Below are 13,988 nucleotides of genomic sequence, written 5' to 3' on the forward strand. Positions count from 1 at the left end.
GCGCGGGCGTTGCGGTCGAGGCGCGGCTCGATGGCCGGCCGGTCGCGGTTGCCGCCGCCGATCATCACCGGCCCGACCTCGCCGCCGCCGGGATCGGCGATGGTCATCACGGTTTTTCGATCCGCTTCGACGCGGACCTGCTCGCCGGCGCGGCGCGGATCAGCGTCGCGGGTGTTGGCTGTGTCGAGCCGCTTACCGGCGGCGAACGCGTGGTGGACGAGGCGTTGCCCCGCGACGCGTGACATGGGAAAGGTCGCCGCATGGCCGACCATCCTTATCGGAGCCTCCCCGACAGCGCCTATTGGCGGCGATCGGTCGCGGCCAAGGGCGTAAGCGTCGATCCGCTGGTCGGCGACTTCCCCCGCATCGGACGCAGCGACAAGGTCGCGACGGCGGGCAGCTGCTTCGCGCAGCACGTCGCGCGCCATCTCGCCGCGTCGGGCTTCAACTATCTCGTCACCGAACAGGCCCATCCGATCGTCGATCCGGAGGCGGCGCGGGCGGCGGGCTACGGCCTCTACACGGCGCGTTACGGCAACATCTACACGACGCTCCAGCTCGTGCAGCTGGTCGACCGCGCTTATGGCCGGTTCACGCCGGCCGAGGACATCTGGATCAGCCCTGACGGCAAGGGTGTGGTCGATCCTTTCCGGCCGACGGTTCAGCCCGGCGGATTCGCTTCGGAAGCCGAGATGCGCGCCGACCGCGCGCAGCATTTGTCCGCCGTGCGCGAGGCGCTGGAGACGCTGGATATCATCGTCTTCACGCTCGGCCTGACCGAAAGCTGGGTCTCCAAGACCGACGGCGCGGCGTTCCCGCTCTGCCCGGGCGTCGCCGGCGGCGCGTTCGATTCGAATATCCATACCTTCCGCAACCTGCGCACCGCCGACGTGCGCGCGCAGATCGGGAGCTTTGTCGATCGGTTGCGCGCGGTGAATCCGAAGGCGCGGCTGATCCTGACGGTGTCGCCGGTGCCGTTGGCGGCGACCGCGTCGGGCAACCATGTCCTGCCCGCGACGATCTATTCCAAGTCGGCGTTGCGCGCGGCGGCGCAGGAGGCGGCCGAGGATCTGGACGGCGTCTTCTATTTCCCGTCCTACGAGATCGTTACCGGCCCGCAGGCGCGGGGCCGTTTCTTCGCCGAGGATCTGCGCGAGGTGACCGAGGAGGGCGTCGAGCATGTCATGCGCGTCTTCCTGCGTCATGCGGCGGGCGTCGAGGCGGTCGGTGCGGCACAGCCGGCGCCGCCGGCCGAGGACGGATTCACCGCCGACATGGCGCGCTGGGTCGAGACGATGTGCGACGAGGCGATGCTCGACGGCGAAGATGCCTGACCCGTACGGCATGAATCTGCTGGTGGTGGGGCAAAGCCACGTCGCCGCGATTCGGGCCGCGGCCAAGACGCATCGTGAGGCCTTTCCCGACAAGCCGCGTACGCGCGTCATCCATACGCTGGAAGAGGTACACGCGCCCGAATTCGAGGGCGTGGCAGACGGCGATTATTCGGCCGCGCACTTCGGCCCGAAACTGCGCGCCGCGATCGAGGATCAGATCGCCCGTCATAATCCGCGTGTCGCCTCGGTCGTCGGCGGCAATGTCCACAATGCACTGACTTTGATGCGCCATCCGCGCCCGTTCGATTTCCTGCTGTCCGGCGAAGACGGGCCGCCCGTGGATGACGGCGCGGAAGTGATTCCCGAAGCTTTGGTGCGCGCCACATTGATGCAGAAGCTGCGGCCCGATTTCGCGCGGCTACGCGCGCTCCGCGAGATTGCCGGGCCCTTTATTCACGCTGAGAGTCCGCCGCCGATCCGCGACGATGCTTTTATCGCCGCGCGTGCCGAGGCCTGGTTTCGCGACCGGGCCAGCGGCGGCGTCGCGGTCGCGGGAGCGGGGCTGCGCTGGCGGATGTGGCGGCTCACGTCGCGCCTGCTGCGCGAAGCGGTCGAGGGGCTCGATGGGCATTTCCTGCCCGTGCCGGCCGCCGTGCGCGACGCGGAAGGCTTCCTCCGTCTGGATTTTGCCGCCGATCCGACCCACGGCAACGAGGCCTATGGCGAGGTTATGATCCGCGCGATCGAGGATATCTGAGGGAGCCGGTGCGCTGGACCTCGCAAGCCACCGGAGCTACCGCCGCCTGATGGGGAGCGCATTCGCCAGGATCAGCGCCGAAGAGGCCTACCGGACGACGATCCGGCAGAAGGCGTCGAAATGGCCCGATCGCGCCAGCGGCCGGCTCGAGCCGAGCGCGGCGCCCGCGCTTTCGCCCGGCTTCACGCTCGCACCCGGCAGCGCGGTCTTCACGATCGGATCCTGCTTCGCGCGCAATATCGAGATCAGCCTGCGCGACCGCGGCCTGCGCATCCCGACGCTCGACCTGCAATTTCCGACCGAAGAACTGATGAAGGGCACGGGCCTGCGCACCGGCATCCTCAACAAATATACGCCTTTCTCGATGCTCAACGAGATCGAGCAACTGGCGCGCGACGACGATGGCGGGCGCTTCCTGGTCGAAGCGGGCGAGGACAGATATTGGGACGGCCAGCTTCACAGTCATGAGACGGTGACGCGCGAGCGCGGGCTGCAGCGCCGCCGCCGCATTCGCCGCCTCTATGCCGAGGCGGTCGCCGAAAGCGCGGTGGTGATCGTCACGCTTGGCCTGATCGAGGCGTGGTGGGACGAGGCCGAGCAGCTGTACCTCAACGATACCGTGCCCCGCCATCTGGTCGAGCGACATCCGGGGCGTTTCTTCTTCGAGGTGCTGCCGATCGACAAGACGGTCGATGCGGTGATGCGGCTGGTGGCCGGATTGCACGCGCTCAATCCCGCGCAGAAGATGCTGCTGACGGTGTCGCCGGTGCCGTTCCAGCGCTCCTTCTCCGGCGCGGATGCGATCGTCGCCAACTCTTATTCCAAGGCGGCCTTGCGCGTTGCCGCCGAGGCCGCGACGCGCAGTTTCGACCATGTCGATTATTTCCCGTCCTACGAGACGGTGACTCTGTCCGATCGCGCTCTCTCGTGGGAGGACGATCTGGTTCACGTCAGGCCCGACATGATCGAGTTGAACGTGGGGCGGATGATCGCCGCCTACATGCCGGACGCCGCCGCATGAGCCGCGCCGCGATCCTGGTGCTGGGCATGCACCGCTCGGGCACGTCGGCGCTGACCTGGCTGCTCGGCCGGCTCGGCGCGGCTTTGCCGTCGGACGCGATCCAGGCGAGCGGCGACAATGCGCGCGGTTATTGGGAATCGCAGGCGTTGGTGAAAGCCGACGATCAGCTGCTGCGCGTGGTGCGGTCGAGCTGGTTCGATCCGCGCCCGCTCGATTTTTCGCGGCTGAGCGAAGACGGACTGCGGTCGCGCAAGAGCCGGATCCGTGAGGCGATCGAAAGCGCGTGGGGTGACGCGCCTCTGCTGGCGATCAAGGATCCGCGCCAATGTCGCTGCGTGTCCGTTGTCGCCGACGTGCTGACCGAGATGCGGATCGAACCGCGCGCATTGCTGATGCTGCGCAGCCCCGCTGAAATCGCGCGTTCGCTTGCTAGCCGGGATGGCACCACGCCGGATTATGCGCATCTGCTGTGGCTGCGGCACATGATCGATGCCGAACGCGCCACGCGCGGGATGAGGCGCGCGGTGGTTGATTATGACGGCATGCTCGACGATTGGCGCGATGTCGTCGCTCGGATCGCGCCGCTGGCCGGACGCGACGGCTGGCAGCCGGACGCAGCTGGGGCAGCGGAGATCGCGGCCTTCCTTGATCCGACGTTGCGCCATCACCAGTCAGCGACGGCCGACCTGGAGGAGCCGCTCGCCGGGATCGTCAGGGAGGTGGATGCCGGGCTGCGCACCCTGATCGCACAGGACGACGCGGCCGCACGTGCGCGGCTCGACCAAGCCTATGCCACGCTCGACGGCCAGCCGTGGTTGGAAGGCGATATCGTCCATGACGAGCTGCGCCATCGCCGCATGGAGCCGGAAGCACGGGCCCCTGAGCCGGAGGTGAAAAGCGAAGTCGCGCTCGCCCCTGCGCCCGATCCGTCGGGCGACGCAGCGTTGATCCGCAACAGCGGTCTGTTCGACGCCGAATATTATCTGGCGCGATATCCCGATGTGGCGGCAAGCGGGCTCGATCCGGTCGACCATTATCTGCGGATCGGCGCGGCCAAGGGCTATGATCCGAGCCCGTTGTTCGACACGGGCTATTATGCGCGGCAGATGGCGCGGCGGATCGGGGGAGCCGGCGGGCATTGATGCGGGCGGCGATCCACCTCCATCTTTTCTATCCCGACGTCGCGCGCGAACTGATCGATCGCGTCGCGCGGCTCGGTCGTGCCGATATCGACGTGCTGGCGACCTATGTGGGCACACTCGATCCGGCGCTCGACCGCGCGCTCGACCGGATTCCGGGGCGCGTGGTGCGGGTCGAAACGCCCAATCGCGGCTGGGACATTGGGCCCTTGCTCCACCTGCTGCCGATCATCCGGGAGGAGGGCTATGCGGCGGTCTGCCACCTTCACACCAAGAAGGGCGATTCGGGCTATGCCGCCGAATGGCGCGCGATCGCTTATGACGGGCTGATCCGCGACAACGATCTGGTCACCCGCCTGCTCGGGGCGTTCGCGGCCGAGCCGGGCTTGATGTTGGCGGGCCCGGCGTCGCTCTACAAATCGGCGGCGACCCACCAATTCGGCAATGCCGACATCTTGTCCCAGCTCGCGCCGAAACTGATGGCGCCACTCTATCCGCTCGCGGACTGGGGGTTCTTTGCCGGCACCTTCTTCTGGGCGCGCCCGGCCTTGCTCGAACGGATCGCCGGTCTCGCCATATTCGACGGCCATGACGCGGATCGCGACGGCACGCTCGCGCATGCGCTCGAACGGTTGATCGGCCTCGCGCCGGTCGCGCTCGGCGGCGATGTCGGGCTGGTCGACGAAGAGGGCGGGCTCACGCTGGCGCGCGCGCCGGGCAATCCCGGCCACGAACCGATCATTCGCACCCTGGTGGATCGCGCCGAGCGCTTCGTCGCCCCGCTCGATGCCGATCTGTCGGCTTTGATCGCGGCGCATAATCCTTTGGCCGATTATATCCGCCATGGCCGGGACGAGGATGCGCTCGACCCCAATCCCTATTTCTCGAGCCAATTCTACCTGCGCGTCCATCCGGACCTTGCCGCCGCCGGCGTCCATCCGCTCGAACATTATGTGCATCATGGCGCGGCGGAAGGGCGGCCGACCGGCCCTTTGTTCGACGGGTCTTATTATCGGCGCGCCTATGACGATGTGACGGGCGATCCGTTGCGCCATTTCCTCGCGGTCGGCGCGCGCGAGGGGCGGGTCGCGATCCCGATCAGCCGGCCGAAATATGAAACGTCGGACGAACGGCCGCGCCGTTTCTACCGCCATTTCGATGTCGCCAACGAAGAGGCGTTCCTCAGCCATATCGCCGGATTGCCGAAAAAAAAGGCGGCCGACGCGGCGAAGCTGTGTGTGTCGGTGATCATGCCCGCGTGGAACCGCGAGACGATCATCGCGGCCGCAATCCGGTCGGTGCTGGCGCAGAGCCACGATAATTTCGAGCTGATCATCGCCGACGACGGTTCGACCGACGGCACGCGCGCGGCGGTGGCGCCGTTCCTTGCCGACAAGCGCGTCCGCTGGCTGGACGGCCCACATGGCGGCGTGTCGGCGGCGCGCAATCGTGGGCTGGCGGCGGCGACCGGCGATGTCGTTGCCTATCTCGACAGCGACAATCGCTGGGCGGCCTGGTTCCTGGAGGTGATGACGCGGTTCATGGCCTCTGAGGGCCTGGAGGCCGCCTACAGCGCGATTTCGCTGCGCGACGACCTCGGCCACCTCACCGGCTATCGCGGCGACGATTTCGACTGGGAGGCGTGCCTTGCCCAGAATTATGTCGATCTGAACGCCTTCTGCCATCGCCGCAGCCTGACCGATGCGGTCGGCGGCTTCGATCCAAAGCTGCGCCGCATGGTCGACTGGGACCTGATCCTGCGCATCGGCAAGGATCGGCAGGTCGGTTACGCGCCGTTCGTCGGCTGCGATTATCATGATGGCAAGGCCGATCCGGGCCGCATCACCACCGCCGAACCCGCCGCTTTCCAGAAACTGGTATGGACCAAGAACCGGCACGGGCTGGCGATCGGCACGCCCGAATTCGTCAAACGGCTGAAGCTGAGCTTCGCGATCAAGATCGCCGCGCCCGAGGACGAGAAAGACGCGTGGGGCGACTGGCATTTCGCCGATTCGCTCGCCGCAGCGATCCGGCGGCTCGGCCATGAGGTCCATGTCGATTTCCGCGGGCAATGGACCGGCCGGGCTTTGTCGGACGAGGACGTCGCGATCAGCCTGCGCGGCCTGATCCCCTACGAACCGCGCGGCGGGCAGCTCGCTTATTTATGGAACATCAGCCACCCCGATCAGGTGCCGTACGAGGAATATGACCGCTACAGCCGGGTCTATGCCGCGTCGGACAGCTATGCGGTGTTGCTCGACCATCTCGTCCGTCCGCCGGTCACGGCGCTGCTGCAGGCGACCGATCCCGATCGCTTCCATCCGATCGACGAGCCCGCGCCGGGTTCGGATCTTCTGTTCGTCGGCAATTCGCGCGGGGTTGAGCGTGAGGTCGTGCGTTGGGCGATCGAGGCGGACCGGCCGCCGGCCATCTATGGCGGCGGCTGGGACGGGCTGGTGCCGGCCGAACTGATCAAGGCCGACAATGTCGACAATCGCGCGCTCGGCACGCTCTATGCCGGCGCGGGCGCGGTGCTCAACGATCATTGGCCGTCGATGGCGGCGTTCGGGTTGCTCTCCAACCGGCTGTTCGACGTGGTCGCCGCCGGCGGCAAGGCGATATCGGATCGGGTGCCGTCGATCGCGCGCGTGTTCGAGGGGGCGGTGACTGAAGTCGCGGGTCCGGCCGAATTGCGCGAAGCCGCGGATCGGCTGAAAGCGGAGCCTGCTCCGCGCGACGCGGCGGAGCGCGTGATCGCCGCCCACAGCTTCGACGCGCGGGCCCGCCGGATCGTTGCCGATACGCTCGCAACATTGGGTCTGGAGGCGCCGTTCGCGGTGCCGGAGGCTGCGGCGCCGCGCCAACCCATCCGGGTGCATCTGATCGTGCCTTATGGCGGGCAGGGGCCGCAAAGCTCGGCCTATATCAGGCTGCTCTGTCCGCTGACCGACGAGACGGTCGCGGATCGCTTCGCGGTCACGCTCGGCGGGGCGGAGGATCCGGTGCCGGCCTGCGACATCTGCATCGTCCAGCGCGCCGCCATGGCCTCGGCGCAGGCGGTCGACCGGCTGGTGGGCGATCTGGGCGCTTTTGGGGCGGCTCTGGTGGTCGATGTCGACGACGCCTTCGTCGCGATGGACGATCATCCCGAAGCCGAACTCTATCGTCCGCTTAATGCCGCGATCGAGCATGCGATCGCCGCGTCGGCCGAAACCTGGTTCTCCACGCCCGAACTGGCGCGGCTCTACGGCCACGTCGCGCATCGCCACGCGGTGATGCCCAACGCGCTCGATCCGCGCATCTGGCGCGATTGGCGCAATCCCCGGCCCGAACCCTTCCGGCAGGGCAAGGTGCGGATGCTCTATATGGGCACGGGCACGCACGGGCCCGATTTCGCCGCGATCCGCCCGGCGCTCGACCGGCTGTGGCAGGAGCGGGAAGGGCGGTTCGACGTCACGCTGGTCGGAATCGCGTCCGATATCGAGCCCGCGCCGTGGCTGCACCGCCTGTCGCCGCCGGGTGAAGCGGTCGCCTATCCGCGTTTCGTCCGCTGGCTGCGTGGGCAGGGACCATTCGATATCGGCCTCGCGCCGCTCGCGGACACGATCTTCAACGGCGCCAAGTCCGATATCAAGTTGCTCGATTATCTGGCGCTCGGTTTGCTTCCGGTCGTCCAGGATTGCCCGGCCTATCGCCACGATCGGGCGGCGGCGCAGGTGACGCTGTACGCGAGCGACTGGTTCGAGACGTTGCTGGGCCTGATCGATGCACCGGACGGCGCGCGCGCCGCCGCCGGCCAGAGCTGGCTGTGGGAAAAGCGTGCCGTCGGCTCTATTGCAGCGCCCATGATCGCGCGGCTGGAAAAGTTGCTGTGAGACGCTGGCTCGTCCTGGCGCCGGTGGCGTTGCTGGGCGCGGCGGCCCCGGCGCCTGCGCCGAAGCTCCAGCTTGCCTGGCCGATCGACTGCCGACTCGGCGCGAACTGCGCGATCCAGAATTATCCGGACGATGATCCCACGCCCGCCGCGCACGATTATGCGTGCCACGGCCGCACCTATCAAAAGCATGACGGCACCGACATCCGCCTGACCAGCATGGCGCTCGAGCGGCGCGGCGTGAGCGTGCTCGCGGCCGGGCCGGGGACGGTGTTGCGCACGCGCGACGGGATCGAGGATCGCTCGATCCGCGACGAGCCGCCGGGCGCCGTCGCCGGCAAGGAATGCGGCAATGGGCTGGTGGTCGATCATGGCGGCGGCTGGGAAACCCAATATTGCCACATGAAGCAGGGCAGCCTGGTGGTGCATCCGGGCGATCATGTCGCCGCCGGATCCGTGCTCGGCCAGGTCGGCCTGTCGGGCGATACCGAATTCCCCCATCTGCACCTGACGGTGCGCAAGGACGGCAAGCCGGTCGATCCGTTCGCTTTCGGCGCTCCGACCGGCAGCTGCCGCGCAGGCCAGAGCCTGTGGGCCGCGACCCCGGCCTATCGCGAAGGCCAGGTGCTGGTCGCGGGCTTTGCCACTGGCCCCGTCCAGATGGGCGATGTCCAGAACAATGGTGCCGACCAGCTGCCGCGGCCCAGCCGGACGACGGCGTTGGTGGCGTTCGTGCAGGCGATCGGGCTGCAGGCGGGCGACGTCGTGCGGCTGACATTGGCCGGGCCGGACGGTACGATGCTCGCCGACAGCAAGCCTCTGCCGCCATTGGATCATGACAAGGCGCAGCAGCTCAACTTCGTCGGCCGGGGACATGCGCCGGCGACCGGCTGGCCGGCGGGGCAATATCGCGCCACCTATAGTGTGACGCGCAACGGAAAGATCGTTTTGACCAACTTCGCGACGCTTGTGCTCTGATGGCCAACGTATTGATCGTCCATCAGAATTTCCCAGGCCAGTTTCCGCATATCGCCGATGCCCTGCGCGCACGCGGCGACAAGGTCGCCGCGATCGGCGGCAAGACCGCGCGCCCCCGGCCAGGCGTGGATTTCCGCCGCTGGTCGGCGACGCGCGGAACGACCAAGGGCATTTTCGAGCCGGCGACCCGCGCCGAAGCCGACATGATTCGCGGCATCGCTGCCATCCAGGCGGCCTCACAGCTCAAGCAGGACGGCTTCACGCCCGACGTGATCGTCGGCCATCCGGGCTGGGGCGAGACGATCTTCCTCAAGGAAATCTGGCCCGAGGCGCGGATCATCCTGTTCGGTGAAATGCTCTATCGCAGCCATGGCGGCGATCTGAATTTCGATCCCGAATTCGGGGCCGACGAACTGGGCCGCAACATGCGCGCGCATGCCAAGAACGCGAGCCAGGTGCTGGCGTTCGCATATGCCGACCGGATCGTCTGCCCGACACCGTTCCAGGCAGCGAGCTTTCCGCCGGGCCTGCGGCCCATGATTCGCGTGATCCACGAGGGCGTGGATGTATCGCACGCGACGCGCCGGCCGGATGCGCGGATCAAGCTGCCCGACGGCCGGATGCTCGATCGCCAGACGCCGGTTATCAGCTTCGTCAATCGCACGTTCGAACCCTTGCGCGGCTTTCATGTCTTCATGCGCGCGCTGCCGGATTTCCTCGCGGCTTGCCCGGAAGCCGAGGTGCTGATGATCGGGCAGCCGGCGCTTGCCGGTTATGGCGGGCAAAGCCCCAACGGCAAGGATTGGAAGTCGTGGATACTGGACGAGCTCGGCGACCGGCTCGATCCGTCGCGCGTCCACTGGATGGGCAAGGTGCCGCACGGTGTGCTGATCGATGCTTTCTCGATCGCGCGCGCGCACGTTTATTACACCTACCCGTTCGTGCTTTCCTGGTCGCTGGTCGAGGCAATGGCGACCGAAGTCCCGATCATCGCATCCGACACGGGCCCGGTGCGCGATGCGATCACCGATGGCGTCGAAGGCGTGTTGCTGCCCTTTTTCGACGTGGCCGCGTTGAGTGCCGCGCTGACTCGCGCAGTGCGCGAGCCCGAAGCGTTCGCGGGGATGGGGCAGGCGGCCCGCAGCCGCGCGTTGGCGGACTATGACCAGCAAAGCGGCACCGCCGCCTGGCTGGCACTGATCGACGAGCTGGCGGGGGGCTGACCGGACCCAAAGAAAATGGGCCGGCTCCGGAGAGCCGACCCATTGTCCGTCTCGAATAAGCGATTGGCTTATTAGAAGACAAAGTCGTCCGTGGTGAGGGCCGTCGACGTCACGCCGTCGAGCTTGATCACCTGATCGATCGTGTGCGTCGCGGTGCCGTCGACGGTGTTGCCGCCCTGATCGTTGTAGAACAGGTAGGTATCTGCACCGACCTGGATCGCGGCAACTTCCGTACCGGCAGCGGTCGCGCCATCCAGCAGCTGCTCGGCATAAGTCAGTGCCGCATCAACCGACGTGAAGGTCACGCCCGTCTGCTGATGATAGACGTGATCGACCGCGAAATCGACGTACAGGGTGTCCTGGCCGCTCGTGAAGTCGGTGATTTCGTCCGTACGGTCATGCTGCGAATCGCTCGTCGGCGTCTGCAGATTGGAGATCGACGCCTGACCCGCGAAGCTGGCAAAAACATCGTTGCCGGCGCCGCCCGTCATCGTGTCGATATTGGCGCCGCCCTGCAGCACATCGTCGCCGGCATCGCCGTAGACGGCATCGTCGCCGTTGGTGCCCGCAACCGTATCGTCATCGGCACCGCCATGAATGGTGTCGTTGCCGTTACCGGAGACCAGCACGTCGTCGCCCTTGTTGCCCTGAAGATAATCGTTGCCGTCATCGCCACGCAGCGTGTCGTCGCCGCCACCGCCGTAGAGACGGTCGTTGCCGTCATTGCCGTGGATGAAATCGTTGCCGGCATTGCCGTTGACGTAATCGTTGCCGATGCCGGCATTGATGGTGTCGTCGCCGTCGGCCGCGCCGGCGGTGCTGCTGAACAGGTTGCCATAAATATGGTCGTTGCCGTCACCGCCGGTGATGGAGTCGTTGCCGTCGCCGCCCATATAATAGTCGCTCTCGACGTAGTGATGCGCGGCGTCGGTGAAGCTCGACGAACCGGTGATCACGTCATTGCCCGCGCCACCGCTGAGCGTGTCGTTGGCGGTCGAGGTGCCGCTGAGCGTGTCGTTGCCGTCGAAACCATAGACGGCGGTGTGATGGCCGTTGCCTGCGTCGGTGGTGAAGGCCAGCGTGTCGCCGCCGCCGGTGCCGACCAACAGTTCATCGCCATTGACGAAGATCAGGCCGTCATGGGTCGAGGCATAGCTCAGCTGGGTTGCCGCGAAGGTAAGCGAATGCGTGCCCGACGTGAGCGTGATGCTCTCCGCGCTGCTGCTGAGCGGGCCGCTGACAGCGGGGGTGTCGACAACGGCGAGCGTCGAAACCGACGCGCTCTCGAAAAACAGGCGGTCGGTCGACGTGAAGTTCGACGCGTCCGTCGCTGTCATCGTCTCAAAAACGTAATTTGCCAATGTAGGTCTCCATCAATCTTAAGGGCTGGTATTCGTTCGAGTTTCCGCCGCCTGTTGCTCAGGACGGCGGCACTTGATTGGATCCGATAGGGGCGTCGTACCTGTGATCGCGTTCTGCCTTTATGACAGTGCGCAAGCACAAACGGTTAATTCGCCCGAAGGCTGCATATGCAGCATATCGAGCGGAATAGGCAAAAAAAAGCCGGCCCCCAAGGACCGGCTCCTTTTCATTTTTTCCCATCGGATTTTGGGCTCAGACGAAATCGGAGCCATCCGCATGGAAGGTCGCACCGGTCACGCCAAGCACCTTGACCGCCTGGTTGATCAAAGAGCCGTCGTTGCCCGAGCTATTATAGAACAGATAGGTGTCGTGGCCGACCGTCACTGCCGCCACTTCGTGCGTGCCGGTATGGGCGTCCAGCAAGCCCTGGGCATAGGTCTGGGCCGCGTCGACCGTGGTGAGCGTGATACCGTTCGCCTGGTGCAGGACGGTCGCCACGGCGAAGGGCAGCTTGATCACGTCCGCGCCACCGGTGAAATCGGCGATCACGTCGGTCAGACCGGCATTGGCGCCGACCGTAACCGCGACGTTGCTGTTGGAATCGTCACCGGGGGAGAAGCGGAACGTGTCGTCGCCGTCGCCGCCCCACAGCGTGTCGAAACCGGCGCCGGCCGACACCGTATCGTTGCCCGCGTCGCCGAACACCTGATCGTTGCCCGCATCGCCGTTGATCAGATCGTTGTCGGCGCCGCCGTGGATCGTGTCGCTGTCGTTGCCGCCGCGCAACGTATCGGCACCCTTATTGCCCTGAAGATAATCGTTTCCGTCATCCCCCGATATGATGTCAACGCCCGCACCGCCATAGAGGCGATCGTTGCCCTCATTGCCGTGGATGGAATCGTCCCCGCCATTCCCCTGTACATAATCATTGCCGAGCCCGCCAAAGAGGCCGTCGGCGCCATCCGCTGCGCCCGCGGTGCTGCTGATCAGATTGCCGTAGATATGATCGTTGCCGGTGCCGCCGTGAATCACGTCGTCGCCGGCTCCGCCCATATAGAAGTCGTTCTCAGTGAAATGGCCGGCGGCGTCGGTATAGGAGGAAGAGCCGGTGATCATGTCGTTGCCACCACCGCCATCGATCGTGTCATTGGCCGCGGAGGTTCCCTGGACCGTATCGTTGCCATCGAAGGCATAGACCTTGGTCGCATGGCCGTGACCGGCGTCGGCAAAACTGATGATCTGGGTGCTGGCGCTGCCGAGCACGAGCTCATCGCCGTTCACGAACACCAGATTGCCCGCGGTGGAGGCACCGCTGAGCGCAGCCGCGGAAAAAGTCGCGCTATGCGTGCCGTTGCTCAACGTGAAGCTCTCGACCGTGGTCGTCAGCACGGAGGTCGTCGCCGGATTGTCCGTCACGCTTAGCGTGCCGACGGTCGCGTTCTGGAAAAGCAGGCGGTCGTCCGACGTGAAGGTCGACGCGTCCGTCGCGGAGATCGTTTCGAAAACAAAGGTCGCCATTTAGAAGCCCCTCCCGGCGCTGAATAACCGGCTTCGCGTGGCCTTCCCCCGGCCGTCCGCGTCGCCATCCTGATACGGATCGATTTCGTAAGGTCTGCCGAGCGTTGCTGCAATGGTCCAGCGGCGAATAGTTCGGTTTTGGTGCAAACAGGCGGCGGTCCATCGGGACAGAAAAACCCTTCGGCAAAAGAAGAGGGCCGGCCCTCACGGGCCGGCCCTCTCTTTTTCCAACCGATCCGATGGATCAGATGAAGTCGGAACCGTCGCTGTCGAACGCCGTAGCGGTGACGCCAGCAACCTTGATGACCGAGTTGATGCTGTGGGCAGCATCCGCACCGGTCACGGCATGGTTCGTGTCATTGTAGAACAGGTAGGTATCGGCGCCGACCTGGATCGCCGCGACCTCGTTACCGGCCGCCGTGGCGGCGTCGAGCAGCTGCTCGGCATAAACCAAGGCCGCATCGACCGAGGTGAAGGTCACGCCCGTCTGCTGATGATAGACATGGTCCACCGTGAAGCTCAGGCCGACCTTATCTTCGCCATCGGTGAAGTCCATGATCACGTCGGTCTGATCGTGGTGCGCCGCGGTGGCGGCCGTCAGCAGGTTGGCTGTGGAGGCATCCTGCACCGCACCGTGATAACCAAACAGGAAGAGGTCGTTGCCGTCGCCGCCCCACAGGCTGTCATAGCCACGCTCGCCGACCAGAACATCGTTACCCGCATCACCGAACAACTGGTCGTTGCCGAAATTGGTGTTGGCGGCGACCGAGTCATCGCCGAGG

General features: G+C 66.0%; 10 protein-coding genes and 1 pseudogene. 8 read left to right on the forward strand and 3 right to left on the reverse strand.

Translation table 11 applies throughout. The features are described from left to right. The 8 genes from VK533_RS12080 to VK533_RS12115 all read left to right on the forward strand — a co-directional run. Positions 1–242: hypothetical protein (locus VK533_RS12080; RefSeq protein ID WP_324377961.1), on the forward strand; the 242-nt coding region annotated here is incomplete at its 5' end. A gap of 18 nt (positions 243–260) precedes the next feature. Next, on the forward strand, positions 261–1,334 hold the full coding sequence (locus VK533_RS12085; protein ID WP_324377963.1) for a GSCFA domain-containing protein: 1,074 nt from the start codon (positions 261–263) through the stop codon (positions 1,332–1,334). Then, positions 1,327–2,091, forward strand: a complete 765-nt coding sequence (locus tag VK533_RS12090) for a hypothetical protein (protein ID WP_324377965.1) — start codon at positions 1,327–1,329, stop codon at positions 2,089–2,091. The genes VK533_RS12085 and VK533_RS12090 overlap by 8 nt, the downstream gene beginning before the upstream one ends. A 49-nt stretch (positions 2,092–2,140) precedes the next feature. Next, positions 2,141–3,112, forward strand: a complete 972-nt coding sequence (locus tag VK533_RS12095; RefSeq protein ID WP_324377967.1) for a GSCFA domain-containing protein — start codon at positions 2,141–2,143, stop codon at positions 3,110–3,112. Beyond that, entirely contained in the window at positions 3,109–4,254 is a 1,146-nt protein-coding gene (locus VK533_RS12100) for a sulfotransferase family protein (protein WP_324377971.1), read from the forward strand. Before VK533_RS12095 ends, VK533_RS12100 begins: the two co-directional genes overlap by 4 nt. Next, positions 4,254–8,126: a glycosyltransferase gene (locus VK533_RS12105; RefSeq protein ID WP_324377973.1), complete on the forward strand. Its 3,873-nt coding sequence runs from the start codon at positions 4,254–4,256 to the stop codon at positions 8,124–8,126. Before VK533_RS12100 ends, VK533_RS12105 begins: the two co-directional genes overlap by 1 nt. Next, positions 8,123–9,103, forward strand: a complete 981-nt coding sequence (locus VK533_RS12110; RefSeq protein WP_324377976.1) for a M23 family metallopeptidase — start codon at positions 8,123–8,125, stop codon at positions 9,101–9,103. The genes VK533_RS12105 and VK533_RS12110 overlap by 4 nt, the downstream gene beginning before the upstream one ends. After that, complete coding sequence (locus tag VK533_RS12115; protein ID WP_324377978.1) at positions 9,103–10,326, forward strand: glycosyltransferase; 1,224 nt, start codon at positions 9,103–9,105, stop codon at positions 10,324–10,326. The genes VK533_RS12110 and VK533_RS12115 overlap by 1 nt, the downstream gene beginning before the upstream one ends. A 71-nt stretch (positions 10,327–10,397) precedes the next feature. Here VK533_RS12115 and VK533_RS12120 read toward each other — a convergent pair whose 3' ends face one another. From VK533_RS12120 to VK533_RS12130, 3 genes and pseudogenes are all read right to left on the reverse strand, one after another. Then, the gene (locus VK533_RS12120; protein WP_324377980.1) at positions 10,398–11,663 is read right to left on the reverse strand and encodes a calcium-binding protein; all 1,266 of its coding nucleotides are present in this window, start codon (positions 11,661–11,663) and stop codon (positions 10,398–10,400) included. 277 nt (positions 11,664–11,940) lie between these two features. Then, the gene (locus VK533_RS12125) at positions 11,941–13,206 is read right to left on the reverse strand and encodes a calcium-binding protein (RefSeq protein ID WP_324377982.1); all 1,266 of its coding nucleotides are present in this window, start codon (positions 13,204–13,206) and stop codon (positions 11,941–11,943) included. A 244-nt stretch (positions 13,207–13,450) separates the two neighbouring features. Continuing rightward, a pseudogene (locus VK533_RS12130) lies at positions 13,451–13,988 on the reverse strand (M10 family metallopeptidase C-terminal domain-containing protein); the annotation flags it as partial.

It is taken from the genome of Sphingomonas sp. (genome assembly GCF_035317925.1).
Taxonomy (GTDB): Bacteria; Pseudomonadota; Alphaproteobacteria; order Sphingomonadales; family Sphingomonadaceae; genus Sphingomonas_I.

Bases quoted from the DNA above. Each gene is read 5' to 3' on its own strand.
- VK533_RS12115 (WP_324377978.1), top strand. From the start codon at position 9,103: ATGGCCAACGTATTGATCGTCCATCAGAATTTCCCAGGCCAGTTTCCG.
- VK533_RS12100 (WP_324377971.1), top strand. From the start codon at position 3,109: ATGAGCCGCGCCGCGATCCTGGTGCTGGGCATGCACCGCTCGGGCACG.
- VK533_RS12105 (WP_324377973.1), top strand. From the start codon at position 4,254: ATGCGGGCGGCGATCCACCTCCATCTTTTCTATCCCGACGTCGCGCGC.
- VK533_RS12095 (WP_324377967.1), top strand. From the start codon at position 2,141: ATGGGGAGCGCATTCGCCAGGATCAGCGCCGAAGAGGCCTACCGGACG.
- VK533_RS12090 (WP_324377965.1), top strand. From the start codon at position 1,327: ATGCCTGACCCGTACGGCATGAATCTGCTGGTGGTGGGGCAAAGCCAC.
- VK533_RS12125 (WP_324377982.1), bottom strand. From the start codon at position 13,206: ATGGCGACCTTTGTTTTCGAAACGATCTCCGCGACGGACGCGTCGACC.
- VK533_RS12085 (WP_324377963.1), top strand. From the start codon at position 261: ATGGCCGACCATCCTTATCGGAGCCTCCCCGACAGCGCCTATTGGCGG.
- VK533_RS12120 (WP_324377980.1), bottom strand. From the start codon at position 11,663: ATGACAGCGACGGACGCGTCGAACTTCACGTCGACCGACCGCCTGTTT.